Annotated in this window: 27 protein-coding genes; 8 read left to right on the top strand and 19 right to left on the bottom strand. The window is 71.8% G+C overall.

The genetic code is table 11. The features are described 5' to 3' along the window. The first annotated feature begins 52 nt into the window (after window positions 1-52). Window positions 53-1,957 (top strand): Stk1 family PASTA domain-containing Ser/Thr kinase, encoded by a 1,905-nt coding sequence (pknB, locus tag ABZX61_RS05055; protein ID WP_355191635.1) that lies wholly within the window; start codon window positions 53-55, stop codon window positions 1,955-1,957. 132 nt (window positions 1,958-2,089) lie between these two features. Here the strand turns inward: pknB and alc are convergent, their stop codons facing one another. The 3 genes from alc to ABZX61_RS05040 are packed head-to-tail and all read right to left on the bottom strand — an operon-like array spanning window position 2,090 to window position 5,501. After that, window positions 2,090-3,040 carry an allantoicase gene (gene alc, locus ABZX61_RS05050; protein WP_350729049.1) on the bottom strand — a complete coding sequence of 317 codons (951 nt, stop codon included), beginning with the start codon at window positions 3,038-3,040 and terminating at the stop codon, window positions 2,090-2,092. A gap of 1 nt (window position 3,041) precedes the next feature. Continuing rightward, window positions 3,042-4,346: an allantoinase AllB gene (allB, locus tag ABZX61_RS05045; protein ID WP_355191633.1), complete on the bottom strand. Its 1,305-nt coding sequence runs from the start codon at window positions 4,344-4,346 to the stop codon at window positions 3,042-3,044. After that, window positions 4,347-5,501, bottom strand: a complete 1,155-nt coding sequence (locus ABZX61_RS05040) for a glycerate kinase (protein WP_355191631.1) — start codon at window positions 5,499-5,501, stop codon at window positions 4,347-4,349. Between the two features lie 290 nt (window positions 5,502-5,791). Between ABZX61_RS05040 and ppk2 the strand changes: the two genes are divergently transcribed. Next, window positions 5,792-6,676, top strand: coding sequence for a polyphosphate kinase 2 (gene ppk2, locus ABZX61_RS05035; protein WP_355191629.1), 885 nt, complete (start codon window positions 5,792-5,794; stop codon window positions 6,674-6,676). Window positions 6,677-6,732: 56 nt separating this feature from the next. Here the strand turns inward: ppk2 and ABZX61_RS05030 are convergent, their stop codons facing one another. From ABZX61_RS05030 to uraD, 7 genes are read right to left on the bottom strand one after another with little or no spacing between them, the layout of a single operon-like run. Beyond that, window positions 6,733-6,945: an EF-hand domain-containing protein gene (locus tag ABZX61_RS05030; RefSeq protein WP_350729043.1), complete on the bottom strand. Its 213-nt coding sequence runs from the start codon at window positions 6,943-6,945 to the stop codon at window positions 6,733-6,735. Between the two features lie 48 nt (window positions 6,946-6,993). Further along, window positions 6,994-8,373, bottom strand: a complete 1,380-nt coding sequence (locus ABZX61_RS05025; protein ID WP_355191627.1) for an 8-oxoguanine deaminase — start codon at window positions 8,371-8,373, stop codon at window positions 6,994-6,996. Next, on the bottom strand, window positions 8,370-8,843 hold the full coding sequence (locus ABZX61_RS05020; RefSeq protein ID WP_350729040.1) for a (2Fe-2S)-binding protein: 474 nt from the start codon (window positions 8,841-8,843) through the stop codon (window positions 8,370-8,372). The genes ABZX61_RS05025 and ABZX61_RS05020 overlap by 4 nt, the downstream gene beginning before the upstream one ends. After that, window positions 8,843-9,703: a xanthine dehydrogenase family protein subunit M gene (locus ABZX61_RS05015; RefSeq protein WP_350729038.1), complete on the bottom strand. Its 861-nt coding sequence runs from the start codon at window positions 9,701-9,703 to the stop codon at window positions 8,843-8,845. The genes ABZX61_RS05020 and ABZX61_RS05015 overlap by 1 nt, the downstream gene beginning before the upstream one ends. A gap of 5 nt (window positions 9,704-9,708) precedes the next feature. Beyond that, window positions 9,709-10,569 carry a factor-independent urate hydroxylase gene (pucL, locus tag ABZX61_RS05010; protein ID WP_355191624.1) on the bottom strand — a complete coding sequence of 287 codons (861 nt, stop codon included), beginning with the start codon at window positions 10,567-10,569 and terminating at the stop codon, window positions 9,709-9,711. Then, complete coding sequence (gene uraH / locus ABZX61_RS05005) at window positions 10,570-10,869, bottom strand: hydroxyisourate hydrolase (protein ID WP_185072939.1); 300 nt, start codon at window positions 10,867-10,869, stop codon at window positions 10,570-10,572. It abuts the gene before it with no gap. Further along, a complete protein-coding gene (gene uraD / locus ABZX61_RS05000; RefSeq protein WP_355191621.1) occupies window positions 10,866-11,366 on the bottom strand; it encodes a 2-oxo-4-hydroxy-4-carboxy-5-ureidoimidazoline decarboxylase in 501 nt (166 codons plus the stop codon). The genes uraH and uraD overlap by 4 nt, the downstream gene beginning before the upstream one ends. Before the next feature lie 167 nt (window positions 11,367-11,533). Here uraD and ABZX61_RS04995 point away from each other — a divergent pair, with 167 nt between their 5' ends. After that, window positions 11,534-12,373 carry a deoxyribonuclease IV gene (locus tag ABZX61_RS04995; protein ID WP_350729033.1) on the top strand — a complete coding sequence of 280 codons (840 nt, stop codon included), beginning with the start codon at window positions 11,534-11,536 and terminating at the stop codon, window positions 12,371-12,373. 338 nt (window positions 12,374-12,711) lie between these two features. Here the strand turns inward: ABZX61_RS04995 and ABZX61_RS04990 are convergent, their stop codons facing one another. The 5 genes from ABZX61_RS04990 to ABZX61_RS04970 form a co-directional block, all read right to left on the bottom strand. After that, window positions 12,712-14,202, bottom strand: a complete 1,491-nt coding sequence (locus tag ABZX61_RS04990; RefSeq protein WP_355191619.1) for a cation acetate symporter — start codon at window positions 14,200-14,202, stop codon at window positions 12,712-12,714. Window positions 14,203-14,262: 60 nt separating this feature from the next. Next, window positions 14,263-14,556, bottom strand: coding sequence for a hypothetical protein (locus ABZX61_RS04985; protein ID WP_350729031.1), 294 nt, complete (start codon window positions 14,554-14,556; stop codon window positions 14,263-14,265). Beyond that, the gene (locus ABZX61_RS04980) at window positions 14,553-15,293 is read right to left on the bottom strand and encodes a LytTR family DNA-binding domain-containing protein (protein WP_350729030.1); all 741 of its coding nucleotides are present in this window, start codon (window positions 15,291-15,293) and stop codon (window positions 14,553-14,555) included. Before ABZX61_RS04980 ends, ABZX61_RS04985 begins: the two co-directional genes overlap by 4 nt. 66 nt (window positions 15,294-15,359) lie before the next feature. Further along, the gene (locus ABZX61_RS04975; protein ID WP_355191617.1) at window positions 15,360-16,517 is read right to left on the bottom strand and encodes a histidine kinase; all 1,158 of its coding nucleotides are present in this window, start codon (window positions 16,515-16,517) and stop codon (window positions 15,360-15,362) included. Between the two features lie 54 nt (window positions 16,518-16,571). After that, a complete protein-coding gene (locus ABZX61_RS04970; RefSeq protein ID WP_355191615.1) occupies window positions 16,572-17,168 on the bottom strand; it encodes a molybdopterin-dependent oxidoreductase in 597 nt (198 codons plus the stop codon). 239 nt (window positions 17,169-17,407) lie between these two features. On the opposite strand from ABZX61_RS04970, the gene aroF reads away from it, so the two are divergent. Together aroF and ABZX61_RS04960 are read left to right on the top strand one after the other, a co-directional pair. Beyond that, on the top strand, window positions 17,408-18,439 hold the full coding sequence (gene aroF, locus ABZX61_RS04965; RefSeq protein ID WP_350729024.1) for a 3-deoxy-7-phosphoheptulonate synthase: 1,032 nt from the start codon (window positions 17,408-17,410) through the stop codon (window positions 18,437-18,439). A 156-nt stretch (window positions 18,440-18,595) separates the two neighbouring features. Continuing rightward, on the top strand, window positions 18,596-18,883 hold the full coding sequence (locus ABZX61_RS04960; RefSeq protein WP_350729023.1) for a YiaA/YiaB family inner membrane protein: 288 nt from the start codon (window positions 18,596-18,598) through the stop codon (window positions 18,881-18,883). Window positions 18,884-18,889: 6 nt separating this feature from the next. Here ABZX61_RS04960 and thiI read toward each other — a convergent pair whose 3' ends face one another. The 3 genes from thiI to ABZX61_RS04945 all read right to left on the bottom strand — a co-directional run bounded on the left by thiI (window position 18,890) and on the right by ABZX61_RS04945 (window position 21,949). Further along, window positions 18,890-20,089 carry a tRNA uracil 4-sulfurtransferase ThiI gene (thiI, locus tag ABZX61_RS04955; RefSeq protein ID WP_350729021.1) on the bottom strand — a complete coding sequence of 400 codons (1,200 nt, stop codon included), beginning with the start codon at window positions 20,087-20,089 and terminating at the stop codon, window positions 18,890-18,892. A 63-nt stretch (window positions 20,090-20,152) separates the two neighbouring features. Further along, a complete protein-coding gene (locus ABZX61_RS04950) occupies window positions 20,153-20,794 on the bottom strand; it encodes a response regulator transcription factor (RefSeq protein WP_319710515.1) in 642 nt (213 codons plus the stop codon). A gap of 9 nt (window positions 20,795-20,803) precedes the next feature. Further along, the gene (locus tag ABZX61_RS04945; RefSeq protein ID WP_355191612.1) at window positions 20,804-21,949 is read right to left on the bottom strand and encodes a DUF5931 domain-containing protein; all 1,146 of its coding nucleotides are present in this window, start codon (window positions 21,947-21,949) and stop codon (window positions 20,804-20,806) included. Window positions 21,950-22,060: 111 nt separating this feature from the next. Here ABZX61_RS04945 and ABZX61_RS04940 point away from each other — a divergent pair, with 111 nt between their 5' ends. Both ABZX61_RS04940 and ABZX61_RS04935 read left to right on the top strand, forming a co-directional pair. Further along, window positions 22,061-22,927 (top strand): MHYT domain-containing protein, encoded by an 867-nt coding sequence (locus ABZX61_RS04940; RefSeq protein WP_350729018.1) that lies wholly within the window; start codon window positions 22,061-22,063, stop codon window positions 22,925-22,927. Window positions 22,928-23,034: 107 nt separating this feature from the next. After that, window positions 23,035-23,808, top strand: a complete 774-nt coding sequence (locus tag ABZX61_RS04935) for an MHYT domain-containing protein (RefSeq protein WP_355191610.1) — start codon at window positions 23,035-23,037, stop codon at window positions 23,806-23,808. 142 nt (window positions 23,809-23,950) lie between these two features. Here ABZX61_RS04935 and ABZX61_RS04930 read toward each other — a convergent pair whose 3' ends face one another. After that, a complete protein-coding gene (locus ABZX61_RS04930; protein WP_355191608.1) occupies window positions 23,951-24,976 on the bottom strand; it encodes a 6-phosphofructokinase in 1,026 nt (341 codons plus the stop codon). A gap of 111 nt (window positions 24,977-25,087) precedes the next feature. On the opposite strand from ABZX61_RS04930, the gene ABZX61_RS04925 reads away from it, so the two are divergent. After that, complete coding sequence (locus tag ABZX61_RS04925; RefSeq protein ID WP_350729013.1) at window positions 25,088-26,545, top strand: glycerol kinase; 1,458 nt, start codon at window positions 25,088-25,090, stop codon at window positions 26,543-26,545. Window positions 26,546-26,567 lie beyond the last annotated feature (22 nt).

Here is a 26,567-nt window from a genome sequence, read left to right as displayed (position 1 = left end):
GTTTCGGGCGGCGAGGCCCTCCCAGTGGCAAAACGCCCGTAAACTCAGCGGGGTGGATACGACGACTGCGGACCCCCTGGTCGGGCGGCTCCTCGATGGGCGCTACCGCATCGAGAGCCGGATCGCCCGGGGCGGTATGGCGACCGTCTACCTCGCGCTGGACGTCCGCCTGGACCGGACGGTGGCGCTGAAGGTCATGCACGGCTCACTGGCCGAGGACCCCGCGTTCGTGCGGAGGTTCATCGGCGAGGCCAAGTCGGTTGCCCGCCTCTCACACCCCAACGTGGTGCACGTCTTCGACCAGGGCACGGACAACGACGTCGTCTACCTGTCGATGGAGTACGTGCCCGGCAAGACGCTGCGCGACATCCTTCGTGAGCGCGGCAGGCTGCCCGCCCGCGAGGCGCTCGAGATCATGATCCCGGTGCTCGCCGCCCTCGGCGCGGCCCACCAGGCCGGGATGGTCCACCGCGACGTGAAGCCGGAGAACGTCCTGATGACCGACGACGGCCGGGTCAAGGTCGTCGACTTCGGCCTGGCCCGGGCCATCGAGGCCACCAACCAGACCCGCACCGGCGTGATGATCGGCACCATCGGCTACATGGCGCCCGAGCAGGTCACCACCGGCGCCGCCGACGTGCGCAGCGACGTCTACGCCGCGGGCATCATGCTGTTCGAGCTGGTCACCGGCCAGCAGCCGTACGACGGCGCGACGCCCATGTCGGTGGCCTACCGCCACGTCCACGACACCGTGCCCGCGCCGTCCTCGGTGTTCCCCGACGTGCCGCCGCTGATCGACACGCTGGTGACCCAGGCGACGGCCCGCGAGCCGGACCAGCGCCCCGCCGACGCGACCGCGATGCTCGTGGCCGCCGTCGACGCGCACCGGATGCTGCCGCGGCTGACCAACCCGCCGGCCTCCCACGCTCAGACGCAGGTGTTCAACGCCTCCGGCGCCGCCTCGATGCCCCAGCCCGCCCCCGCCCACACCTTGATCCAGCCGCGGGCGGAGGTGCCGCCGCAGCGGCAGCGGGCGGGGTTCAAGCCCAACTGGTTCCTGGTGCTGCTGGCCGGGGTGATGGTGGTCGCGGTCGGGCTGACCGGCTGGTACTTCGCGCAGCCCGAGATGGTCTCCGTCCCCGACCTGGTCGGCAAGAACCTGGCGCTGGCCAAGAGCAGCGCCGCCGCGGCCGGTTTCAAGGTCCAGGAGGCCGACGGCGTCAACAACGAGAAGATGGCCGCGGGCCTGGTCCTCAGCACCGACCCGGCGGCCGCCACCGAGGTGGAGAAGGGCACCACGATCACGCTGGTCCCCTCGCTCGGGCCCAAGCGCGTCGCCGTGCCCAACACCGAGGGCATGACCGGCGACCAGGCCCGGGCCAAGATCGCCGATGCCGGGCTGACCGTGGGCGTCGTCAAGCGGCTGGCCAACCAGGAGGTCGAGCGCGACAAGGTCATCCGCACCTCGCCGCAGGTCGGCGAGAAGGTGCGGGAGGGCGCCAAGGTCGACATCTACGTCAGCGCCGGCATGGTGATGCCCGACGTCAACAGCATGCCCAAGGACGAGGCCGCCCAATATCTCGGCGGTCTGGGCTTCCAGGTGCAGGTCAACGAGGTCGACGACGACGCCGAGCCGTGCACGGTCATCGCGCAGACGCCCAAGGCGAAGTCCGAGGTGGACAAGGGCGCGCAGGTCATGGTCACGGTGGCCCGGTGCCAGACGGACTTCTGGGACTGGTTCAACGGCGACAGGGACGACGAGGCCCGCGACGACCAGCAGTTCGCCCTGGTGCCGGCGGTGATCGGCAAGGAGGTCAGGGACGCCAAGGCGGAGTTAGAGGCGCTGGGGTTCAAGGTGCGGGTGCAGCGGCTGGGCAACCGCGGGGTGGTCCAGTTCCAGCGGCCGTTGCCCAACAGCGAGCGGCCGCAGGGGGCCACGGTCGTCCTCTGGCAGTGAGGTCCCTTCGGCGACACACGGGCGATCACCGGAACGCCCGCGCCGCCGGCAGGGAGCCGTCGCACGGGTGAGGCGGCGCTGAGGCTTGGGCGGCCGCCACGGCCTGGGGTTGGCGAGGCGGACGCGGGTTGGTCAGGGCGTCGCGAGGTGGCCGTGGAGGCGGACGCGGGCGAGGCCGCCGTCCGGGTAGATGTCCACCCGTACATGCGTGACCGGGTCAGGGTGGGCCAGGCGGAAGCGGTGCGGGGTGTCGGGCTGCAGGCGGGTCCTCGGGAGGAGCTCCACCTCCCGGTCACCGTCCAGGCCCGTCAGCGAGACCGCGCCCGGCGCGTTGAACAGCAGGTTCGTGGTGTCGATCTCGGCCAGACCGATCACGCCGCGCCCGGCCAGCCGGATGACCAGCCAGTCGTTCCCGTCGCCGCGGCGGCGGGCGGTCTCCCAGCCCTCCGCCTGGTGGCGGGCCAGGCCGGGGGCGATGGCGTTGTTGGGGGCCGAGTAGAACTCGTTGGAGCAGGCGGTGACCAGCGCACCGTTCGCGAGCGCGGCCAGGTCGAGGCCGAGCCCGTCGTACACGGACAGGTCGGGCCGGGCCTCCCCGTGCACCCGGAGGCGGGCGACGCCGCCGTCGGGGAAGATGCTCAGCCGCACGTGGGTGAACCGGCGCTCGTCGGTGACGGCGAAGTGGTGCTCGCTGTCGCCGGTGAGCTCGGCCCGGGGCACGATCTCCGTCCACGCAGCGGCCTCGAGCTCGGCCGGGGAGGGGTGGCCCTCGACCGAGGCCGCCTCGACGCGGGCGTGGGGCGGGTAGTTGCCCTTGAACCAGGCCGTGTCGATCACCACGCCGCGGATCACGCCGGGGACGCCGAGCCGTACCAGGGCCCAGTCGTGGCCGGGCGAGCGGCGGCGGCGGGTCTCCCACCCGTCGTAGACCTGCCCCTTGCTCCCGAACGTCTCCGCCTGGAAACCGGGCCGCCCCGGCCGGATCAGGCTCTCCTTCTCGGCGAACGACTCGTCGCTGGCCGCCACGACCGAGCCGCCGAGCGTGCGCAGGGCGAGGTCCGGCAGGGTGCTGAAACCTGGCAAACTACTGCTCTCCCAACAGGAATCGTCCGTGCGGCACGTCGTCCACGGGCCGCCCGCGCAGCCAGGTGGTCAGTACGGCGCCCTTGAGCACCTGGCCGTGGTACGGGGTGACCGGGTTCTTGTGGTGCAGGCGCGCGGCGTCCACGGGGTTGTCGGCGGCCGGGTCGAAGGCCACCAGATCGGCATCATTACCCGGCTTTATCCCGCCTTTTCCGGGAATGTCGGCCATCGCCGCCGGATTGCCCGACATCCAGCGCACCACGTCCCCCAGCCCGTGCCCCCTCCTCGTCGCCTCCGTCCAGACCGCGGGCAGCCCGAGCTGGAGCGAGGCGATGCCGCCCCAGGCGGCGGCGAAGTCGGGCACCTTGAGGTCGGCGGGCGAGGGCGAGTGGTCGGACACGACGCAGCTCAGCACGCCCCTGGCCAGCCCGTCCCACAGCAGGTCGCGGTTGGCCTCGGAGCGGATGGGCGGGCAACACTTGTACGCGGTCGCCCCCTCGGGCACCTGCTCGGCCGCCAGCGTCAGGTAGTGGGGGCACGTCTCCGCCGTGACCGCCACGCCCTCGGCCTGGGCCGACTCCAGCACTTCCAGGCAGGAGGCACTGGAGACGTGCAGGATGTGCACCCGGGCGCCGGTCCGCGCCGCCAGCCCCACCACCCGCGCGACGGCGCTGCGCTCCGACTCCCCCGGCCGCGACTCCAGGAACTCCCGGTACGTCGGCCCGGCCGGCTCCCCGAGCAGCGCCGGGTCCTCGGCGTGCACCACCATCACCCCGCCGACCGCGGCGACCTCGGTCAGCGCCTCCCGCAGCTCGGAGTCGCCGAGCGGCGGGAACTCCTCCACCCCCGACGGCGACATGAAGCACTTGAACCCGAAGACCCCGCGCTCGCGCAGGGGCGCGAGGTCCTTGACGTTGCCCGGCACGGCCCCGCCCCAGAAGCCCACGTCCACGTGGCACTGCCCCTCGGCGGCCCGCAGCTTGGCCTCGAAGGCGGCCACGTTCACGGTGGGCGGGAGGGAGTTGAGCGGCATGTCGAGGATCGTGGTGACGCCTCCGGCGGCGGCCGCCCTGGTCGCCGAGCCGAACCCCTCCCAGTGCGTCCGCCCCGGTTCGTTGACGTGCACGTGGGTGTCGACCAGGCCGGGGAGCAGGGCCAGGTCGCGCAGGTCGATGTCCTCGGCGGCGTCGAGCGGGGCGTCGTAGTCGTACAGGCCCGCGATCTTCTCGCCCCGCACGGCCACCGCCGCCGCCCGCTCCCCCTCGGGGGTGACGGTGCGGCGGGATCGGATCACCAGATCGATCATCTAGTCCTCTTGGAGATGGACGGCGGCCAGCCGCGCGGCCAGGCGTTCGAGCAGGGGTCCGGCCTCGGCCATGCAGCGCTCGGGGTCGGGTTCGAGGTCGATGAGGGCGTAGGCGGCCTCGATGCCGGCGGCCCGCAGCTCGTCGTCGGTGAGCGTACGGCGCCCGCAGACGGCCACCACGGGGACGCCCGCCTCGGCCGCGGCCCGCGCCACGCCGACGGGGGCCTTGCCGCGCAGGGACTGCTCATCGAGCGACCCCTCGCCGGTGATCACCAGCCGCGCGTCCTTGACCAGCTCGCCGAACCCGAGCAGGTCGAGCAGGTAGCCGATGCCGGGCCGGATCTCGGCGTGCAGGAACGCCAGCGCGGCGAACCCCACCCCGCCGGCCGCCCCCGCCCCCGGCGCGCCCGCCACGCCCATCGCGCGCGGCGTGTCGTCGTGCTCGACCGCGCCCATCAGCCCGTGAGTGGCGGTCGCGACGGCGGCCAGCCGGGTCAGACCGGCCTCCAGCGTCTTGACGTCGTCCGGGGTGGCGCCCTTCTGGGGCCCGTAGACGGCGGCGGCGCCGTGCGGGCCGAGGAGCGGGTTGTCCACGTCGCTGGCCACCACGAACTCCACGCCGGAGACGTCCGTGAACCCCGACAGGTCGATCCGGGCGAGCTCCTTCAGCGCGGCCCCGCCCCGGGGGAGGTCGCCGCCGTCGGCGTCCAGCAGGCGCGCGCCGAGCGCCTGCGCCATGCCCGCTCCCCCATCGGTGCAGGCGCTCCCGCCCAGCCCCAGGACCACGCGCTTGGCGCCCCGGCGCACGGCGTCCGCGATCAGCTCGCCCGTGCCGTGGCTGGTGGCGGTCAGCGGCTCGTGCCCGCCGGGGAGGCGGCGCAGCCCCGACGCCTCCGCCAGCTCCACCACCGCCGTCGCGTCGGCGTCCTGCCAGGCATACGAGGCGGAGATCCGCTCGCCGGTGGGCCCGGTGACCTCGATCGTGACCCGGCTGAACCCGCCGGCCACGGCCGCGTCCACGGTGCCGTCGCCCCCGTCGGCCACCGGCAGCTCCACCGTGGGCACGCCGAGCCCGGCCGAGACCCGGGCGGCCACCTCGGCCGCCGTCAGCGACCCCTTGAACTTGTCGGGGGCGACCAGAACCTGCTGAACCACTACGAACCCCTACAGGATGGTGAACAATGTCCTGACACGCCTTCCTGCCCGGTGCGAGCGGGCAGGAAGGCGTGGCCCATCATCTTGACACTGGTGTGTTCCAAGGAACCACACCGGTTCGCCGGCGGCCAGGGCGACCGCACGGTGCTGGTGATGCCGTATGGCATTAACCCGATCGTCCCGAATTGTTCCCCTGATGGCTTGGCGGGTACGGGAAGCTGATGCGAGGCGGAAACGACGAGGCGGTGGGCGTGAAGCAGGTTGCCCTTCCGGACACGGAGCAGGTTCGCTTGCTGGATTCGACGCCGGGCCTGATCGTGGACGACAGTGACGATGACGATCCGGTACTGCTGCGGCCTGACGGCAGCCCGTTCGACACCTGGCGCGAGCACTATCCGTATCCCGAGCGAATGCAGCGGCAGGAGTACGAGCGCGTCAAGCGGCTGCTGCAGATCGAGCTGCTCAAGCTGCAGTACTGGGTCAAGGCGAACGGGGAGCGGCTGGTCATCCTGTTCGAGGGCCGGGACGCGGCGGGCAAGGGCGGCACCATCAAGCGGTTCATGGAACACCTCAACCCCCGCGGCGCCACGGTGGTCGCGTTGGAGAAGCCGTCGGAGCGCGAGCGCACCCAGTGGTACTTCCAGCGCTACATCGCCCACCTGCCCGCCGCCGGGGAGATCGTCCTGTTCGACCGCTCCTGGTACAACCGTGCCGGGGTCGAGCGCGTGATGGGCTTCTGCACCGAGGCCCAGTGCCGCGAGTTCATGCAGCAGGCGCCGCAGTTCGAGGGGGCCCTGGTACGCGACGGCATCCGTCTGATCAAGCTCTGGTTCTCGGTGACCCGCTCCGAGCAGCGCACCCGCTTCATCATCCGCCAGGTCGACCCCGTGAGGCAGTGGAAGTTGTCGCCGATGGACCTGGCCTCGCTCGACAGGTGGGACGACTACACCGTCGCCAAGGAGGAGATGTTCCTCCACACCGACATCGCCGAGGCTCCCTGGACGGTCATCAAGAGCAACGACAAGAAGCGCGGCCGGGTGGAGGCCATGCGTCACGTGCTGAGCCTGTTCCACTACGACAACAAGGACTACGAGGTGGTCGGCGCCCCGGACCCGCTCATCGTCCGGTCGGCGGCCGACATCTTCGAGGAGGACCACACCGGCCTGCCCGCCTGACCGACGGGCGTCGCGGCCGGTTCTTCGACGCGGATGCGCCAGGTGACCCGGAAAGGTCAGGAGACCGTGCGGATGAACTCCTCCAGCGAGTAGCGGCCGTCCTGGTCGGAGTCGGCGGCCTGGCTCATCGCCCCCAGCGCCTCCGCCGGGAGACCCGGGAAGTGCTTCGTCAGCTCGGCCTCGCTGATGTAGCCGTCGCCGTCCGTGTCGATCGACGCGAAAGTGCTCTTGAGCTGCGCCAGCCGCTCGTCGGGGAGTTCCTCGGGCATGGGATCGCCTTCCTGCTCGTTCGGGACATTCCCACCCTAGTCTCCCGGTCAGTGGAGCTCCTTGGCGGCGGTCAGGCCACGTTCGTCCGCCAGCCGCATCAGCCGGCGGTGGGCCTCGGCGCCCGCGCGCCCGGCGGCGTCCTGGGGGACGGTCCGCAGCTCGCCGTCCTCGACCACGACCCGGCCGCCGACCAGCACCCGCGCCAGCGGCGGCGGGGGGCCGAAGACGAGCGCGCAGACCGGGTCGGCCACCGCCGAGGTGAAGGGGCCGTCGACGCGCCAGAGGGCGAGGTCGGCCAGCTTGCCGGGTTCGAGGGTGCCGAGTTCGTGCTCGCGGCCGAGGTTGCGGGCCCCGCCGAGCGTGGCGATCTCGAGGGCCTGGCGGGCGGTGAGCGCCTGGGGGCCGTACCTGGCGCGCTGGAAGAGCAGGGCCTGCCGCAACTCTCCCACGAGCGGCGTCAGCTCGGAGGAGGCGCTGCCGTCCACGCCGAGGCCCACGTTCGCGCCGCGGCGCAGCATCTCGGAGACGCGGGCGATGCCGGCGCCGAGCCGGCCGTTCGACGAGGGGCAGTGCGCCGAGCCCGTGCCGGTGGCGGCGAGCTTGCCGATGTCGTCGTCACTCAGGTGTACGGAGTGCGCGAACCACACGTCGGGCCCCAGCCAGCCCAGCTTCTCCATGTAGTCCACGGGGCGAAGGCCGAACTGGGCCAGGCAGTGCTCGTCCTCGTCCGAGGTCTCGGCGACGTGCGTGTGCAGGCGTACGCCCTTGGCCCTGGCCAGGGCGGCGGACTCGGTCATCAGCTCGGCGCTGGAGGAGAACGGCGAGCACGGCGCGACCGCGATCCGCAGCATCGAGGAGAACGACGGGTCGTGGTAGGCGTCCACGACCTCCGACGTGGCGGTCAGGATCTCGTCCAGCTCCTCGACCACGACGTCCGGCGGCAGCCCGCCCTGCGACTCGCCCCGGTCCATCGAGCCGCGGGCGGGGTGGAAGCGGATGCCCACCTCGCGGGCGGCCTCGATCTCGGCCGCGAACAGGTCGCCCCTGCCCTTGGGGAAGATGTAGTGGTGGTCGCTGGAGGTGGTGCAGCCCGACAGCGCCAGCCAGCCGAGGCCCGCCGTGGCCGCCCCGTTGACCACTTCGGCGTCCATGGCGGCCCACACCCGGTAGAGCGCGACCAGCCACTCGAACAGCGTCGCGTCCTGGGCCAGGCCCTGCGAGGCCCACTGGTAGAGGTGGTGGTGGGTGTTGACCAGGCCGGGGGTGGCCAGGCAGCCGGTGCCGTCGACCCTGGCCGCACCCGGAGCAGCAGGCGCGGGCCCGGGGCCGAGCTCCGCGATCCGGTCCCCCTCGATCCTGATATATCCGGATTGGATCTCCGGGCCGGCGACCGGCGCGATGTGGACGTTCTCGATGAGCAGGCTCACTCGGCGGCCGCCTTCCGCGACGCCGCCAGCCGTACCGCTTCGATGATCTTCTCGTAGCCCGTGCACCGGCACAGGTTCCCGGCCAGCGCCTCCCTGATCTCCGCGTCGGAGGGCCGCTCCACCCGCGCGATCAGGTCGTGCGCCTGCACCAGCAGCCCCGGCGTGCAGAACCCGCACTGCACGGCCCCGCACTCCACGAACGCCTGCTGGACCGGGTCGAGCCGGTCCTCCTCGGCCAGCCCTTCGACGGTGCGCACCTGACGCCCCTCGGCCTGCCCGGCGGCGACCAGGCAGGAGCAGACCGGCAGGCCGTCGAGATAGACGGTGCAGGATCCGCATTCGCCCTGCTCGCAGGCGTTCTTGGAGCCGGGGAGCCCGACGCGCTCGCGCAGCACGTACAGGAGGCTCTCGCCTTCCCAGACGTCGTCGGCGATCTCTTCCCGGCCGTTGACGGTGAAGGTGACGCGCATCAGGCGGCCCTCTTTCCCAGATGGTCGTTCCAGGCCCAGGCCAGCGTGCGGCGGGCCATCACGCCGATGGCGTGCACCCGGTAGGCGGCCTTGCCCCGTACGTCGTCGATCGGCGCCGCGGCCGCCGCGCACAGCTCGCCGAATCGCCTGGTCAGCGCCGGATCGAGCGGCGCCGTCCAGTCTAGTTCGCGGGCCAGCAGTTCTTCCGCCTCCAGCGCCCGGCGCGGCGTGGGCGCCGCGGAGCCGATCCCCGTGCCGACCCGCCGCTCGTCCGGGTGCAGCGCGATCGCGAACGAGCACACCGCGATCACCATGGCGTTGCGCGTGCCGACCTTGGAGAAGTATTGAGGCCCGGTCGCGGGCCTGACGTGCACGGCCCTGATCAGCTCGTCCGGCTCCAGCGCGCTGCGCTTGACCCCCAGGTAGAAGTCGTCGGCCGGGATCATCCTGACGCCGCGCTCGCGCGACTCCGCCTCGACCACCGCGCCGGCCGCCAGCAGCGGCGGGTGGCTGTCGCCGGCGGGCGAGGCAGCGCCGAGGTTGCCGCCGACGGAGCCGCGGTTGCGGATCTGCGGCGAGCCGACCGTGCGCGCGGCCTGGGCGAGCCCCGGCAGCGGCCCGGCCAGCTCCTCGATGATCCGCGCGTACGGCACCGCGGCCCCGAGCCGGCACATGCCGCCCACCATGGCCCACTCCCGCAGCTCGGCCACCTGGTTGAGGTCGAGCAGCGCGGCGGGCCTGCGCACGTCCATGTTGATCTCCACCATCACGTCGGTGCCGCCCTGGATGGGCACCGCGTCGGGCCGGTCCGCCTTGGCGGCCAGCGCCTCCTCCCACGTCGTGGGTCGCAAGAAGTCCATGTCTCCTACTCCCAGGCGAATCCGGCGCCGGGTGCGTCCTCCCGCAGCACGCTGCCCTCGATCAGGCCGTAAGGGCGGTCGGCGGCGTGGAAGACCTCGTTCTCGTTGGCCAGGCCGAACGGCGACAGGTCCACGGCGAAGTGGTGCCTGTTCGGCATCGCGAGCCGGATCTCGCAGATCTCGGGACAGGTGTTCAGGGCGCGCTCGCCCATGGCGTAAAGGGTCTGCTGGAGCGACAGGCTGTGGGTGTCGGCGAACGCGTCCAGCAGGCACTGCCGCACCTGCTCGTACGACTTGCCGTACGCGGGCGTCTCCCCCGCGTGCCGCCAGCGCGCGGCGACGGCGGTGGCCAGGACGCGGTCGGTGGTGGGCGGCAGCGTGGTGTACTCGTCCACGATGTAGCCGTGGAACTCCGAGCCGGTCGTGTTCATCAGCACCAGGTCCTTGAGCCCGGACACCACGGTGGAGCGGCCGTCCCGGTCGTGGTGGACGACGCACGTGCGCACCTCGCCGCCGTCGCGGACGAACGAGTGCGGCCCGCGGCGGGTCCACGCGTACTCGTCGATCTCGACCCTGGCGTGGTGGACGGTCGGCTGCGCCTGCACGAAGTGCCTGGCCAGCAGGAGGGCGAACTCCTCGATCTGGCCGACGCCGTGCTTCTTCGCCAGCGCGTACGCGGTGTTCTTCTGCGTGTCGGTGGGCAGGACGGCGGCGTTGTCGCCGGTCAGGTGGACGGCCTCCATGTCGCCGGAGAGGGAGGTGCTGACGTTGAGGTCCTTGACGTGGTGGACGGGGCCGTCCCTGACCACGCGGACGAGCCTGGTCTCCGCCTTGCCGTAGCGGTTGGGTCCGAGCCTGATGGACATCTAGCTCCCTCGGTAGGTGGAGTAGGCGTACGGGCTGAGCAGCAGGGGCACGTGGTAGTGCCGTTCGGGGTCGGCGACGGTGAAGGTGACGACGACCTCGGGATAGAACGTCTCCTCCAGGTAGGCCCCGGTGTCGAAGACGACCCGGTGGACGCCGGCTCCCGGGTTCCAGCCCTTGATGCGCCCGTCGTCGTCGGTGCGCCCCTCCGCCACCACCCGGCCCTCGTGCTCCAGGCGGACGTGGACGCCCCGCGCGGGCAGCCCGGTGACCGCGTTCAGCACGTGCGTCGAGAAGCTCATGTCCCCTCCTTCATGAGCTTGCGCAGCCGCAGCGCGGTGATCGCGGCCAGCTCGCCCCGCACGGCCGCCCGCTCGCTCTCCTCGTCGTTGCCCAGCCGCTCGCGCAGCCTGGCCAGCATCTGGGCCCCGGTGAGCCCGGTGGCGCAGACCAGGTAGACGTGCCCGAACCGGTCCTCGTACGCCTTGTTGCCCGCGGCCAGCGCCTGGCGCGCCTCCTCCTCCACCCCGGACTGCTCCTGGCGCGACCACGACGCCTCCCTGGCCTCGCCCGCCGCCCGCTCCCCGATCCTCGGGTGCGCCCCGAGCGCCTCCATCACGTCGTCCCACCCCAGGTCCCGGACGGCCGCCTCGGCGGTCGCGACGAGCTCGTCGACGTCGTCGTACGGCCGCAGCGCCGCCACCTTCGCGGCGAAGGCGCGCGAGGCGCAGCAGGCCAGCAGCTCCTCCTCGGCGCCGGCCGGGGAGCCGGCGTTGAAGTCGCTCAGCGTGTCGGGCATGTCAGAAGTACACACACCCGCTACGTGCCCGGTCCATCCGCGAGAACTCCGAAGCTGCCACCCCCGCGGCCAGGACTTTTCGTGTCATCATCCAACCGGCGTTCCGACGCGCCCGGTCCGCGCCGGCCCCCGGGATGTCGGGGCGTGCGCCTACACTGAGACCCATCATGACCCCAACATCCCTGATCGGCGGGCACGTACTCGTCGCGGGCGGCCTCGCGACGGGCGGCCTGGCATACATGGCCGAGATCGGCGCCGAGATGATCCAGGTCTTCGTGACCAACCCGCGCGCCTGGGCGCTCGCCGAAGGCAAGCCCGCCGAGGACGCCAAGCTGGCCGAGTCGGGCGTCGAGGCGTTCGTCCACGTGCCCTATCTCGCCAACTTCGGCTCGCCCAGCCCGGAGACCCTGGCCAACTCCATCGCGCTGGTGCGCCACACGCTGCGGCGCGGCGCCGAGATCGGCGCCAAGGGAGTCGTGGTGCACACGGGCTCGGCGGTCACCCAATCGCGCGACGACGCGCTGCGCCAGGTGCGCGAAAACCTGCTGCCGCTGCTGGAGGAGATCCCCGACGGCGGCCCCGACCTGCTGCTGGAGCCGATGGCGGGGCAGGGCGCCATGCTCTGCGCCACCGTCCAGGACATCGAGCCCTACCTGGCCGCGCTCGACTGGCATCCGCGCGTCGGCATCTGCCTCGACACCTGCCACGCCTTCGCCGCCGGCCACGACCTCGCGGCGCCGGGCGGGGTGAAGGAGACGTTCGACGCGCTGCACGAGATAGCCCCCGGACGGCTCAAGCTGATCCACGCCAACGACTCCAAGGACGTGTGCGGCGCCAAGAAGGACCGGCACGAGAACATCGGGGCCGGCCACATCGGCGCGCAGCCGTTCGCCGACCTCATGCGCCACCCGGCCGTGGCGGGGGTGCCGATCTGCATCGAGACGCCGGGCAAGGCGCCCAAGCACGCCGAGGACATCGCCCTGCTGAAGAAGCTCCGCGACTCCTGACCCGGCCGGCTCGTCGTGAAAGGGGCGCCTGCTCGCGCGATCCGGCCGCCCCCGAAGGGCCGAATCACGGGGCCGGCTGAGGGCCTCAGCAGGCGCCCCTTCACCTGACCGGCGTGGCGGGCCCCACCCCCGGATGGGGGCCCGGCAGCCGTGGTGACCTGGGCGGTCACCGGTGAAGCCGGCGCATCAGGCCTGTTGTGAGCCCCCCGGCTCGTCCCCCCCGATGCGCCGGAGTGGCTTTCGTTGCCGAAACACTACGGTCGCGATCTTGCGGGCGATACCCTGTTTTCGGACAGCTCGTTGAACGGTCCGTAGTCATCGATATACGGAGAGTGCTGTTACGATGAGCGGTCGCCGTGCTGCGACGAGCGGTAGTCCCGTGGGCCCGCGAGATGCTCGGGCAGGTGCATCCTGGCCATCATCCGCCCCACCCCGCGCGGCATCCGACCCGGTGTGACCAGGGAAATCATCACCATCGCGGCAAACGCGACCGGCACCGCCACCGGCGCGGGGTTGGACGTGAGCACGCCCATCTTCACGCCCGCCTGCTCCTCGACCACCAGCACCGCCGTCACGCCCCCGCCGAGCGCGAACCCCGCCGCCACCCCGGCGTCCGTCAGCCGCCGCCACCAGATCCCGAGCACCAGCAGCGGGCAGAGCGTGGCCGCCGAGAGGCTGAAGCCGAGCAGGACGAGCGCCACCGACGCCTGCGGCCCGGTGAGCGCCGTCAGGGCGAGCGCGGCCAGCAGCACCAGGCACACGGCCGCGCGGAAGGCCCGCACCCCGGCCCTGGCCAGGCACGCCGACACCGCTCCCCCGACCGCCACCAGCACGCCCGCCGTGGTGGCCAGGAAGGCGGCGAAGGCCCCGGCGGCCAGCGCCCCGGTGAGCGCGTCCCCCACGGGCCCTGGGAGCAGCCTGGCGGGCAGCAGCAACACGATCTCGTCCGAGGGCCCCTCGTGCACGTGCCCGTGCCCCAGAAGCCCGTACAGCGGCGGCACGACGCAGAACACCGCCAGCATGACCTGCGTCGCCACGATCGACCGCCTGGCCTCGCGCCCGTCGCTGTTGGTGTAGACCCGGACGATCACGTGCGGCAGCCCCATCGTGCCCAGCGCGCAGGCCACCAGCACGGTCAGCACGCCGGGCAGCGACGGGTCGCCCACCCCCGCCAGCCCCGGCTCGGCCGCCCGGTACGCCCCCTCGAACCAGGTGACGGACCGCGCGCCCGCCGCCCACCAGCACACCGCCCCCACCCCGGCGAACACGACCAGCTTCAGCCAGAACTGCGCGGCCAGCACGCTCGTCACGCTCCCCAGCCCGCCCACGCAGGCCACGACCAGCGCCGCCGAGGCGATGGCCACCCACCCGAGCCACGGCGGGAGCCCGGTCAGCAGCCGCACCACCGCCCCGGCCGCGTGGAGCTGCGCGACCAAGAACGCCAGCCCGATCACCAGGACGAGGAACGTGGCGGAGCGCCGCAGCCTGACCGATCTCAGCCGCCACTCGGCGAAGTCGGGCAGCGTGTACGTCCCCGAGTGCCGCAAGGGTGCGACGACCAGGGCGAGGATGACGACGAACCCCGCCGTGGCCCCCAGCGGGTACCACAGCATCGGCCCGCCCCGGGTGGCGATGAGCCCGGCCAGGCCCAGGCAGGCCGCGGCCGAGGTGACCTCGGAGGCGATGGCGGCGCCGTTCCACCAGGGCGGAACGGCCCTGGCCGCCACGGAGAAGTCGGAGACGCCGCTGGAGCGGCGCGGTCGCGCGGAGCCCACCATGACGCCCAGAACCAGCACGAAGGCGATCCCGGTCAGCACCGCGACGGTCATCTCTCCCGCCCCAGCCCGCTCATCTCTCCAGCCGCCCCGCCCGCCCCAGCCGCAGCCCGCTCACCTTTCCAGCCGCTCCGCGCGCCTCAGCTGCAGCACGGCCAGCACGACCCAGACCCCCTGCACGGCCAGCGAGAGCGCGAACCAGGCCCAGGGAGCGGGCACCCACACGGCGATCACCGGGACGCCCGCCAGCAGCGCGGCCACGGCGCCCACGGTCAGCAGCGCCTGCCGTAACTGCCGCCCCACGATCGCCGGCACGTCGGGCCCGCCGTCGTCCGGGTCGAACCGGTCGCGGGAGCGCCCGAGCGCGGCCGGCCTGCGGGAGACGATCACCCGCCGCTCCGCCGTCACGAGATCACGCCCCGGTGGTGGCGTACGAGCTGCTCGCGCACCTGCCGGCTGTGCCGCCTGCTGACCTGCAGCGTCTCGGTGCCGACGGTGAGCGTCACCCGCCCGCCCTCGAAGCGCAGCTCGCTGACGTGCCGACCGGAGACCAGCGTGCTGCGGTGGATGCGGATGAACCCGGCGTCCGACCAGCGCCGCTCCAGCGCGGCCAGCGACATGCGCACGAGGTAGCTGCCGTCGGCGGTGTGCAGCCGCACGTAGTCGCCCTTGGCCTCGGCGAACCAGACCGCCTGCTGCGGCACGAACCGGGTGCGCCCGCCCAGCTCGACCGGGATCACCTCGTCCTGGCCGGGCTCGGGCGCGGGCAGGGAGGTGGCCTCCAGCCGGCGCACGGCCTCGGCCAGGCGCTCGGCCCTGACCGGCTTGAGCAGGTAGTCGACGGCCTCCAGCTCGAACGCCTGCACCGCGCACTCCTCGTGCGCCGTCACGAACACCAGCCGGGGCGGGCTGGGGAACCCGCCGACCAGCCGGGCCAGGTCGAGGCCGTCGAGCCCGGGCATGCGAATGTCGAGGAACACCCCGTCGAGCCGCTCGCCCCCGCCGATCATCTGCACCATGTCCTGCAGCGCCGTGACGCCGTCGGCGGCGGTCGCGACGTGTTCGATCCGTTCGTCCTGGCGCAGCAGGTAGGCGAGCTCCTCCAGAGCGGGCACCTCGTCGTCGACGGCCAGGACTCTCAGCATGTCCTCCACGCTGCCGTATGAAAGCAAAGGTCACAAGCGACACGCCAGCTCAGTGTAATGAAATGACTACAACGAGCTAAGCTGACTCTTGGGCACCCGCAGCCGCACCTTGGTGCCCGCGCCCAGCGCCGTCTCCACGACGAGCCCGTAGCCGTCGCCGTAGATCTGGCGCATCCGCAGGTCCACGTTGGCCAGCCCGATGCCGCTGCCCTCGCGGGCCGGATCCTCGTCGAGCATCCGCCGCGCGCACTCCGGGTCCATGCCCGCGCCGTCGTCCTCGACCGTGATGTGCGCCTCCGGGCCCGCGTCGCGCACCACGACCCGCACCTCGCCGCTGCCGCCGCGGCCGCGCATGCCGTGCTTGATGGCGTTCTCGACGAGCGGCTGCAGGCACAGGAACGGCACGGGCACGGGCAGCACCTCGGGCGCCACCTGCATGCTGAAGCGCAGCTTGTCGCCGAATCTGGCACGTTCCAAAAGCAGATAGCGGTCGACGCAGGTCAGCTCGTCGGCCAGGGTCGTGAAGTCGTGCGCCCGGCGCAGCGCGTACCGGGAGAAGTCGGCGAAGTCGAGCAGGAGCTCGCGGGCGCGCTTGGGGTTCGTGCGGACGAACGAGGCGATCGTCGTGAGCGCGTTGTAGACGAAGTGCGGCGAGATCTGCGCCCGCAGCGCGCGCATCTCCGCCTCCAGCGCGCGCCGCCGCGAGGCGTCGAGGTCGGCGAGCTCCAGCTGGCCCGACACCCAGCGGGCGACCTCCGAGACCGTACGCACGAGCGCGGCGCTCACCTCGTCGTCGAAGGCCGCCAGCGTGCCCACGACCGTGCCGTCCACGGTCAGCGGCACCACGACCGCGCCGTGCGGGTCGCCCGCGAACACCTGGGACCGCCCGGCGGCCAGGGTCGCCCGGGCATAGGTGAGCACGTCGTCGGTGCACGGCCCCTCCCAGGCCAGCGCGGCCTCGGTCGAGGTGATCGCGACGGCCCGGGTGCCGAGCAGCGTGCGCAGGTGCCGTACGGCCTTGCGGGCGGAGTCCCGGTTGAGCCCGGCCCGCAGGGCGGGGGCGGCCATCGCGGCGATGTGCAGCGTGGTGAACGTCGCCTCGTCCGATCTACGGCCCTCCGGCAGCGCCACCAGGCGCCACCGGGCGCGGGCGAGCCCGTAGCCGGCGACGAAGGCCAACGAGGCCAAGGAGGAGGACAGCGCCACGCACGCGGTGGTCAGCACGGGGAAAACCGTAGCCAATACAGAGCGTGTCCGGGGGAAAACCAGGAGTGAAGTCTAGGGGGGTCCCTCTCCGGGTTCTTCCTGGTAGGAGTAGCGCTGCTCGCGCCAGGGGTCGGCGACGTTGTGGTAGCCGCGCTCCTCCCAGAAGCCCCGTCGATCTTCGACGAGGTATTCGATGCTGCGCACCCACTTGACGCTCTTCCACGCGTACAGGTGGGGCACCACGATCCGCAGCGGGAAGCCGCGGTCGGGGCTGAGCGGCTTCTCGTCGAGCTCCATGGCGAACAGCGTGTCCGGGGCCGCGAAGTCGGCCATGCGCAGGTTGGCGCTGTAGCCGTACTCGGCCCAGATCATCACGTGGCGCACGCCGGGAGCGGGCGGGGCGGCCGCCATGATCGTGGCGGGGGTGACGCCGGTCCACTCGTTGGCCATGAGCGAGAACTTGGTGACGCAGTGGAAGTCCGCGATGCGGGTGACCCGCGGCAGCCCCTCGAACTCGCTCCAGGAGAACTGGTGCTCCGCCCCGGACGCGGTGGCGCCGAAGACCCGGAAGTCCCAGCTCTCCGGTTTGAACCGGGGCACCCTGCCGTAGTGGATCACGGGTCGGCCGCGCGGCACGTACTGGCCTGGAGGCAGGCGCGACTCCTCCACGATCACTCTCCTCACCTGACTCGCCGTGTGGGGCCATCCTGCCATCGGATCGATGATGCTTCGCGGCCGGGTTCGGTGCGCTATCCTTACGGCCTATGCGCAACGCGTTCCTGTTTTGGTATGGCGACGGACCCGAGTCCGTTCGCCATCTGACGCTGCGCTAGCAGACAGGCGAACGAAGGCCCCGGGTCCGACAGGACCCGGGGCCTTCTGTGTTTCCGGACAAAGGAGAAGCTCAAATGGTGATCGTGATGGGCCCCGAGGCCACCGCGGATGATCTTTCGGCGATCGTGTCGGTCGTCCAGGCGGCCGGGGTCGAGGCTTTCGTCAGCAAGGGCGTGAAACGGACGATCGTCGGGCTGGTCGGCGACGTGACCCAGCTCGACCCGGTCACGTTGCGGGGCATGGGCGGGGTGCGCGACGTCATGCGCGTGTCCACCCCGTACAAGCTGGTCAGCAGAGAGAACCACCCGGAACGCTCCACGGTCCACGTGGGCGGCGTGCCGATCGGCCCCGACACCGTGACGTTGATCGCGGGGCCGTGCGCGGTGGAGACGCACCAGCAGACGCTGGACGCGGCCAGGATGGCGCAGGCGGCCGGGGCGGTGCTGCTGCGCGGCGGGGCCTTCAAGCCGCGTACGTCGCCGTACGCCTTCCAGGGGCTGGGCGAGCAGGGCCTGCGCATCCTGGCCGACGTGCGCGAGGAGACCGGGCTGCCGATCGTGACCGAGGTCGTGAACGCCCAGGACGTCGAACTGGTGGCCTCCTACGCCGACATGCTGCAGGTCGGCACCCGCAACATGCAGAACTTCGCGCTGCTGCAGGCGGTCGGGGCGGCCGGCAGGCCGGTGATGCTCAAGCGCGGCATGACCGCCACGATCGAGGAGTGGCTCATGGCCGCCGAGTACATCGCCCAGCGCGGCAACCTGGACATCGTCCTGTGCGAGCGCGGCGTCAGGACGTTCGAGACGGCGACCCGCAACACGCTCGACGTCTCGGCCGTACCGGTGGCGCAGCGCCTGTCGCACCTGCCGGTGATCATCGACCCGTCCCACTCGGGCGGGCGGCGCGACCTGGTGCTGCCGCTGACCCGCGCGGCCATCGCGGTGGGCGCGGACGGCGTGATCATCGACGTGCACCCGCAGCCGGAGCAGGCGCTCTGCGACGGCCCGCAGGCCCTGGTCGACTCCGACCTGGGCGAGCTGGCCCAGGTCATGAACGACTTCCCGGCGCTGCTCGGCAAGTCCGCCGCGGTCGCGGTCGCCGTCTGACCCGCTGATCCGATGCCGTATTCCGGCCTGCCACGAGCGATCCCGCGCGGATGTACGGCCGGCCGCCGCCACGAGCTGAGCGGCCGGCCGTACTCAGAAGTAACTTGAGTACGTGACCCCATGCGGCGGGCTGTCGCGCGGCGCGACGATGGCCGCATGACGAAGCCCATCCAACCCACGCAGACCACCGCGTACTACGTCCAAACGCTCCTGTCGTTCGCCGTCTCGCTGTCCTCCGTGGTGATCGCCCTGGTCTACCTGCCCGTCGAGGGGTGGGTAAGGGCGTTCCTCGGGCTCGGCCTGCTGTACGTCGTCACCTCGACGATCACGCTGTGCAAGGTCGTACGGGACCGGCAGGAGCTGTCGGAGGTCAGCCAGCGCGTCGACCAGGCGCGGCTGGACAAGCTGCTGACCGAGCACGACCCCTTCAAGGTCAACGCCTGAGGGGCGCTAGTCGAGGGTGTACTCCTGGATCGAGTCGGCGAGCTGCACGCACAGCTCCTCGGCGTCGAGCCGCTTCTCGATCTGCTTCAGGTCCTCGATCTTGGCCCGGGTCTCGGCCCGCTTGGGCGCCAGCAGCGAGCAGCAGTCCTCGTCGGGCAGCTCGGAGATCTCCAGCGTGCCGATGCGCCGAGCCTCGGCCATGATCTCGGTCTTGTCCCAGCCCACCAGCGGCCGCAGGATCGGCAGCTCCACCGCGTTGTCCTGGGCGGTGATGTTGGTCAGGGTCTGGGAGGAGACCTGGCCGAGCGCGTCGCCGGTGACCAGCGCGGCGGCGCGGATGCGGTGGGCGACCTCCTCGGCCGTCTTGAGCATGAGCCGCCGCTGCGCGATCACCGCCAGGCGGTCCTGGCCGGAGGTGCGGATCGACTGCTGCGCCTTGCCGAACGGCACCACCCACAGCCGCGACCTGCCCTGGAACCGGTCGAGCTTCTTGACCAGCGCGTACGCCTTGTAGATCGACTCGGAGGTGGTGAACGGGATGCCGGAGAAGTGCAGGAAGTCGACGTGCAGGCCGCGCCGCATCATCCGGTAGGCCGCCACCGGCGAGTCGATGCCGCCCGACATGAGCACCAGGGCCCGGCCGCTGCTGCCGACCGGCAGGCCGCCCTGGCCGGGGATGCCGCCGGTGAAGACGAACACCTCGTCCCTGTCGACCTCGATGGACACCGTCAGCTCGGGGTTCTTCAGGTCGACCGGCAGGCCGTACTCGTCGTTGATCGCGCCGCCCACGAGGCGGTCGAGCTCGTTGGAGTGCAGCGGGAAGCGCTTGTCGCGACGGCGGGAGCGGACGGCGAAGCGGGCGCCCCGCTTGGCCTCCTCGGTCTCGCCGACCAGCTCGAGACCGGCCTTCAGCACGGCGTCGGGGTCTTTGGCGACCCGCCAGGCCCGGTGGATCCAGACCAGCCCGGGAACGTCGGCGACCCGCTGGGCCACGGCCTGCGCCTGCTCGACCGTGGCGCCCTGGGGCAGGAAGATCGCGATCACGCCGTGCCGCTTGCGCACGTCGAGCTTGAGGTCGAGCGACCGGAGCGCGTCACGGATGTTGCTGATCAGGCGGCGTTCGAACAGCTCGCGGTTCTTGCCTTTCAGGACGATCTCGCCCAGCTTGAGCAGAACACATGGCTCGCCCAGGGCGGACATCGTCATGGTGGAACCTCCGGGAAGACGGGGAAGGGCACGCGTCGAAGGCAACGCCGCGCGCCATCGAGTTTAGTCCGCGTCCAGCCCGTGCTCGATCGCATATCGGACCAGTTCGACCCGGCTGTGGAGCTGGAGCTTGCGCAGCGCGTTCTGGACGTGGTTCTGCACCGTGCGGTGGGAGAGCACGAGCCGCTCGGCGATCTGCCGGTAGGACAGGCCCTTGGCGACCAGCCTGAGCACCTCGGTCTCGCGTTCGGTCAGCCGCGGCCCCTCGGCGGGCGCCGGCTGCGCGGCCAGCCGCCGGTATTCGCCGAGCACGAGCCCGGCCAGGCCCGGGGTGAACACGGCGTCGCCGTCGGCGGTGCGGCGTACCGCGTCGAGGAACTCCTCCCGGCTGGCCGATTTCACCAGATATCCGGACGCGCCGGCCTTGACCGCCTCCAGCACGTCGTCCTGCTCGGCGCTGGCCGACAACACCAGCACCCTCGGCGGCGGCTCCACCGCGGCCAGCCTGGCGGCCACCTCCGCGCCCGACATATCCGGTAACCGCAGATCGAGCACCACGACGTCCGGCCGCGCCGCCCCGGCCGCCCGTACCGCCTGCCGCCCCTCCCCCACGGTGGCGACGACCTCATATCCGGCCTCGGCGAGATCCCTGGCGACGCCGTCACGCCACATCGGATGGTCGTCCACCACCATCACCCGCACCATGCCGCAACTCTAACCGCGCGCCCCGGCCCCGCCCTCCGGCCGCGGCGCCCCCGAGGCGGGCACACTGATCTCGACCTCCGTGCCCTCCCCCACGCCGCCGGCGAAGGCGACCGTGCCGCCGAGGTCTTCGATCCGGCCGCGGATGGACTGGGCGACTCCCAGGCGACCCGCCGCGGCGGCCGCGGCCAGGCGGCCCTCGGCGATACCCGGACCCTCGTCCCGCACCGTCACCGTGATCGCGCCGTCCGACGACTCGGCGAAGATCCAGGCGCGGGCGCCGGGCCCGCAGTGGTCCCGTACGTTGTCCAGCGCCGCCCGGACGGCGGCGGCCGTCTCCGCGGCCAACGGCGCGGGCAGGATCATCGGCGTGGCGGGCGTCGAGACCGTCACCTGGGGCGAGGCGTGCGCCAGGAGGAGGGCACGCAGGTCGGCGGACCCCACGGGGACGGGGGCGGAGGCCGGGGCGACGAGCCGGCGCAGCACGGCCTCCTGCTCGCCGGCCAGCCGCCCCAGCTCCGCCGCCTCGCCGCCGATCTGCCGGCCGCGCCGCTGGACCAGGGCCAGCACCTGCAGGACCGAGTCGTGGATGTCACGGGCCAGCCGGTCGCGCTCGCGCTGGGCGGCCTCCATCTCGATGGCCCGCTGCATGCGCTCCTCGGCCTGCCTGGCCAGCCGGGCCACGTGGCCGACCACGACGCCCGCCAGGAAGAGCAGGACCGCGCCGTTGATCAGGATGGGCGCCTGGCCGGTGCGGACGCGCAGCCACAGGTCGCCCGCCGCGACGACGGCCGCCGCCACCGCGCCCAGCCGCCTGCCCCCGTGCACGGCCCAGGCCAGCACGGGAGCGGCTATCCACGTCGCGGGCACGGGCATGGTGCCCTCCGCGCCCTGGCCGGCGCCCTCGACGTACGGAGAGACCAGCAGGCAGGCCACGGCGACCAGCAGGTCGATCGCCAGCAGCGGCCACCGGCGCACCGACCCGGCCGAATAGGCGAACGTCGCCCCCGCCGTCCACAGCGCCATCACCCCGATCACCAGCCAGCCGAGCACGGGCTGCTCGTAGCCGCGGTGCTGGGCCATCAGCGCGGCCGCGTACACCAGCGACGCCACCCGGTAGACCGCGATCGCTCGCCAGAACGGGCCTTCGATAGCCATGAGCCCTTCTCATGTTCCGACAGAGAGGTTGACAGATAGTGGTGATATCCATGCGAATGGGACATCCCGGATGGCACAATCCGGGAACCCCTAATTACCAAGGACCGATAGATGACCTCCGCTGTGAATCATTTCACCTACGGCCTGCTGACCCCTCTGCTCGCCTACGTGATGTCCTGCATCGGATCCATGCTCGGACTACGGCTCACCGCCCAGGCGCACGCCTCCCGCGGCGGTTCCCGGGTGCGCTGGCTGCTGGGCGCGGCCATCTCGATCGGCGGCACCGGCATTTGGGTCATGCACTTCATCGCCATGATGGGCTTCGAGGTGGAGGGCACCCAGATCAAGTACGACGTGTGGCTCACCGTCGCCTCCGCGATCGTGGCCATCGTCGTGGTGGGCACCGGCCTGCTGCTGGTCTCGTACGGTGGCGGACGGGTCCTGGCGCTCCTCGGCGGGGGCCTGCTCACCGGCCTGGGCGTGGCCTCCATGCACTACCTGGGCATGTACGCGATGAACATGTCCGCCCACGTCTCCTACGACCGCCTCACCGTGGCCGCCTCCGTGGCCATCGCGGTCGTGGCCGCGACGGTGGCGCTGTGGTTCACGCTGCGCGTCAAGAAGCCCATCTGGATCACCCTCGCCGCCCTGGTCATGGGCGTGGCGGTCTCGGGCATGCACTACACCGGCATCTACGCGATGCACGTCACGGTCGACGCCGAGCCCGGCGTGGTCGCTGGTGCCGACGCGCTCGACTTCCTCGTGCCCCTCATGACCGTGATCAGCCTGATCACGCTGACCATGCTCCTCATGGTGATCCTCTCGCCCTCGGAGGAGGAGCTGCACGAGGACGCCGAGCTGGTCGCCAAGCTGGAGCTGCGCCGGCGGACCACCCAGCAGGAGCAGCTCACCTACCCCGCGCCGCCGATGCCGATGCCGGTGCAGCGCCGCCAGGCCATGCAGGGCCGCAGAAGATAGTTGCGCGGTCGGCGACTCCCTGTTCATACTCCCTTATCGGTGCGTAGGGGTTTGGGGTGGGGGTCGTGTCGCCGATCGATCATTTTTCCTTTGGGCTCTCAACGCCCGTGCTCGCGTACGTCATGTCCAGCGTGGGCTCCATGCTGGGCCTGCTGCTGACCTCGAGAGCCCGCCTCGCCGGCGGGCGCGAGCGTCATTTATGGCTGGTGGGGGCCGCTTTCGCGATCGGCGGCACAGGCATCTGGACGATGCACTTCCTGGCCATGCTCGGCTTCTCCGTGACCGGCTCGGTGATCCGCTACGACGTGCCGCTCACCGCCCTGTCCGCGCTCATCGCGGTCGTCGTCGTGGGGATGGGCCTGTTCCTGGTCTCCTACGGCGGCGAGCGGCCGGCCTACCTGCTCGGCGGCGGCGTCCTGACCGGCCTCGGCGTGGCCGGCATGCACTACCTCGGCATGTACGCGATGAACATGTCGGCCCTCGTCTCCTTCGACCCGTTGATCGTCTCCGTGTCCGTGCTGATCGCGGTGGCGGCGGCGACGGTGGCGCTCTGGTTCACGGTGCGGGTCAGCGGCGCACTCAAGATCGGCGGTGCGGCGCTGGTCATGGGGGTGGCGGTCTCGGGCATGCACTACACGGGCATGTACTCGATGTCGGTGGCCGTGCACTCCGACATGGTGCCCGTGCCCGGCGTCAAGGCCGTCGACCTGCTGCTGCCGCTGATCGTCGGCATCAGCGTGATCACCGTCGGGCTGCTGCTCGCCGTCATCCTCTCCCCCTCGGAGAAGGAGCTGCGCAGCGAGGCGGAATACCGGGATCGGCTGCGCGGGAACGACGAGGGCGCGCCGGAAGTGGATCTCTTCGGCACGCCCCGCGGTTGAGCTATCTCCCAGGTACGGCTTGCGACGCGTGGTGGGCCGCCGACTCGCCGCGGCGCAAGCCGTACCCTGAGGCGGGGTTGTCGTCGGTGATTGCCCCCGCTGGTTCAGAAGGTACGGCCGCGCGCTTGCAAGCGGCTTTCACTCAGCCGAAGAACACCTCCGCCTCGGAGTAGCGCGAGGCGGGCACGGTCTTCAGCTCGGCCGTGGCCTCGTCGAGCCCGACGCGGACGATCTCGGTGCCGCGCAGGGCGACCATCTTGCCGTAGTCGCCCTCGTGGGCGGCGTCGATGGCCTGCAGCCCGAACCTGGTGGCCAGCACCCGGTCGTAGGCCGTCGGGGTGCCGCCGCGCTGGATGTGGCCGAGCACCGTGGTGCGGGCCTCCTTGCCGGTGCGCTTCTCGATCTCCTTGGCCAGCCTCTCGCCGATGCCGCCCAGCCGTACGTGCCCGAACGCGTCGAGCTCGCCCGTCTGCAGCTCCATCTGGCCCTCGATCGGGTGGGCGCCCTCGGCGACCACGATGATCGGCGAATAGCGGGTGCGGAAGCGGGACTCGACGTATTCGCAGACCCGGTCGATGTCGAACGGCCGCTCGGGGATGAGGATGACGTTCGCGCCGCCCGCCATGCCGGCGTGCAGCGCGATCCAGCCCGCGTGGCGGCCCATGACCTCGCAGATGAGCGCCCGGTGGTGGGACTCGGCGGTGGTGTGGAGGCGGTCGATGGCCTCGGTCGCGATGTTGACCGCGGTGTCGAAGCCGAAGGTGTAGTCGGTGCCCGACAGGTCGTTGTCGATGGTCTTGGGCACGCCCACCACATTGACGTGGCGGTCGTACAGCTGCTTGGCGACGCCCAGCGTGTCTTCGCCGCCGATGGCGATCAAGGCGTCGACGCCGGTGGTGGCGAGGTTCTCCTTGATCCGGTCGACCCCGCCCTCAATTTTGATGGGGTTCGTGCGGGAAGAACCCAGTATCGTTCCGCCGCGCGGCAGGATGCCCCGCACGGCCTGGATGTCGAGCGGCATCGTGTCGCCTTCAAGCGGGCCGCGCCAGCCGTCACGGAATCCGACGAACTCGTGACCGTAGACGCTCACCCCCTTACGCACCACGGCCCTGATCACGGCGTTGAGGCCGGGGCAGTCGCCGCCCCCGGTCAGCACTCCAATACGCATGGCGGGTTCCTCCCGATGGGGGTCACCTTGATGTCAGACTCGCATTCTGCCCGTCGTCGCGGGCAGTGGTCTAGACCAAACGCCAGTCTGCCCAGATTGCGGGGGTATTTCGTGAGTGTGTTGGCCATTGACGCCGGGACGACAGGCGTGACCGCTCTCGTAGTCACTGAAAACGGACAAATCGAGTCCAAGGGCTACGAGGAGTTCGCACAGCACTTTCCTTCCCCCGGATGGGTGGAGCACAATCCCGAAGAAATCTGGCAAGCCACGCTCTCCGCGTGCGGCACCGCGCTGAGCGGGGCCACCGGCTCCCCGTCCTGCGTCGGGATCACCACCCAGCGCGAGACCGCCGTGCTCTGGGACCGGCACACGCTGGCCGCGCCGTGCCGGGCCATCGTGTGGCAGGACCGGCGCACGGCCGGGATCTGCGACCGGCTGCGCGAGGCGGGCCACGAGCCGCGCGTGTCGGAGCTGACCGGGCTGCGGCTCGACCCGTACTTCACCGCGACCAAGCTGACCTGGCTCGCCGAGCACGACGAGACCACGTGGGCGGGCGTCCGGTCCGGGAACATCGCCATCGGCACGGTGGACTCCTACCTCATCGCCAGGCTCACGGCGGGCGCGCGGCACGTGACCGACCCGTCCAACGCCTCACGCACCCTCCTGTACGGCCTCGCCTCCGGCGACTGGGAGCCGGAGCTGTGCGAGCTGTTCGGGGTGCCCATGGAGGCCCTGCCCGACATCGTGCCCAACTACGGGCCGCTGGGGATCACGGAGCCGTCCGCCTTCCTCGGGCTGGAGCTGCCGATCAGCGGGGTGGCCGGCGACCAGCAGGCGGCGCTGTTCGGGCAGACGTGCTTCGACGTGGGGGACGTCAAGTGCACCTACGGCACGGGTTCGTTCGTGCTGGCCAACCTCGGCGGGGAGATCGTCCGCTCCGACAAGGGGCTGCTGACCACGGTGGCCTGGCAGACGCCGTCGGGCGAGCGCACGTTCGCGCTGGAGGGGTCGATCTTCGTGACCGGGGCCGCCGTGCAGTGGCTGCGCGACGGGCTGGGGCTGATCGGCACGGCGCCGGAGTCCGAGGCCGTGGCGCGCACGGTGCCCGACAGCGGGGGCGTGGTGTTCGTACCGGCTCTGACGGGGCTCGGGGCGCCGCACTGGGACCCCGGCGCGCGCGGGCTGATCACCGGCATCACGCGGGGCACAACGCGGGCGCACCTGGTCAGGGCCACGCTGGAGGCGATCGCGTTCGAGGTGCGGGACGTGGTGGAGGTGATGACCGGGGGCGCCGTACCGGTGCTCAAGGCCGACGGCGGGGCCGCCTCGAACGACCTGCTCATGCAGCTCCAGGCCGACCAGCTCGGGGCGGCGGTGGAGCGCCCGGCGATCCAGGAGACCACGGCCCTCGGCGCCGCCTTCCTGGCCGGGCTGGGAGCGGGCGTGTGGGCCTCGCGGGCCGAGCTGCGCCACACGTGGCAGCTCGAACGCCGCTTCGAGCCCGGCCCGCGGGACGACGCCGCCTACGAGCGCTGGCGGGCCGCCGTCGAGCTGGCCTCCCGGCGATAGGACGCGCCCGCGGTGCGTCACC

It is taken from the genome of Nonomuraea sp. NPDC003709 (genome assembly GCF_040610775.1).
In the GTDB taxonomy this organism is placed as follows: Bacteria; Actinomycetota; Actinomycetes; order Streptosporangiales; family Streptosporangiaceae; genus Nonomuraea; species Nonomuraea angiospora_A.
Note: the sequence above shows the minus strand (reverse complement) of the source record. Positions and strands in the feature narration are given on the sequence as shown.

Coding starts and splice junctions, on each gene's coding strand:
- allB (WP_355191633.1), bottom strand. CDS start 4,346: ATGATCGATCTGGTGATCCGATCCCGCCGCACCGTCACCCCCGAGGGG.
- ABZX61_RS05030 (WP_350729043.1), bottom strand. CDS start 6,945: ATGCCCGAGGAACTCCCCGACGAGCGGCTGGCGCAGCTCAAGAGCACT.
- ABZX61_RS05020 (WP_350729040.1), bottom strand. CDS start 8,843: ATGCGCGTCACCTTCACCGTCAACGGCCGGGAAGAGATCGCCGACGAC.
- ABZX61_RS05015 (WP_350729038.1), bottom strand. CDS start 9,703: ATGGACTTCTTGCGACCCACGACGTGGGAGGAGGCGCTGGCCGCCAAG.
- pucL (WP_355191624.1), bottom strand. CDS start 10,569: ATGTCCATCAGGCTCGGACCCAACCGCTACGGCAAGGCGGAGACCAGG.
- uraH (WP_185072939.1), bottom strand. CDS start 10,869: ATGAGCTTCTCGACGCACGTGCTGAACGCGGTCACCGGGCTGCCCGCG.
- uraD (WP_355191621.1), bottom strand. CDS start 11,366: ATGCCCGACACGCTGAGCGACTTCAACGCCGGCTCCCCGGCCGGCGCC.
- ABZX61_RS04995 (WP_350729033.1), top strand. CDS start 11,534: ATGACCCCAACATCCCTGATCGGCGGGCACGTACTCGTCGCGGGCGGC.
- ABZX61_RS04990 (WP_355191619.1), bottom strand. CDS start 14,202: ATGACCGTCGCGGTGCTGACCGGGATCGCCTTCGTGCTGGTTCTGGGC.
- ABZX61_RS04980 (WP_350729030.1), bottom strand. CDS start 15,293: ATGCTGAGAGTCCTGGCCGTCGACGACGAGGTGCCCGCTCTGGAGGAG.
- aroF (WP_350729024.1), top strand. CDS start 17,408: ATGGTGATCGTGATGGGCCCCGAGGCCACCGCGGATGATCTTTCGGCG.
- ABZX61_RS04960 (WP_350729023.1), top strand. CDS start 18,596: ATGACGAAGCCCATCCAACCCACGCAGACCACCGCGTACTACGTCCAA.
- thiI (WP_350729021.1), bottom strand. CDS start 20,089: ATGACGATGTCCGCCCTGGGCGAGCCATGTGTTCTGCTCAAGCTGGGC.
- ABZX61_RS04950 (WP_319710515.1), bottom strand. CDS start 20,794: ATGGTGCGGGTGATGGTGGTGGACGACCATCCGATGTGGCGTGACGGC.
- ABZX61_RS04945 (WP_355191612.1), bottom strand. CDS start 21,949: ATGGCTATCGAAGGCCCGTTCTGGCGAGCGATCGCGGTCTACCGGGTG.
- ABZX61_RS04940 (WP_350729018.1), top strand. CDS start 22,061: ATGACCTCCGCTGTGAATCATTTCACCTACGGCCTGCTGACCCCTCTG.
- ABZX61_RS04930 (WP_355191608.1), bottom strand. CDS start 24,976: ATGCGTATTGGAGTGCTGACCGGGGGCGGCGACTGCCCCGGCCTCAAC.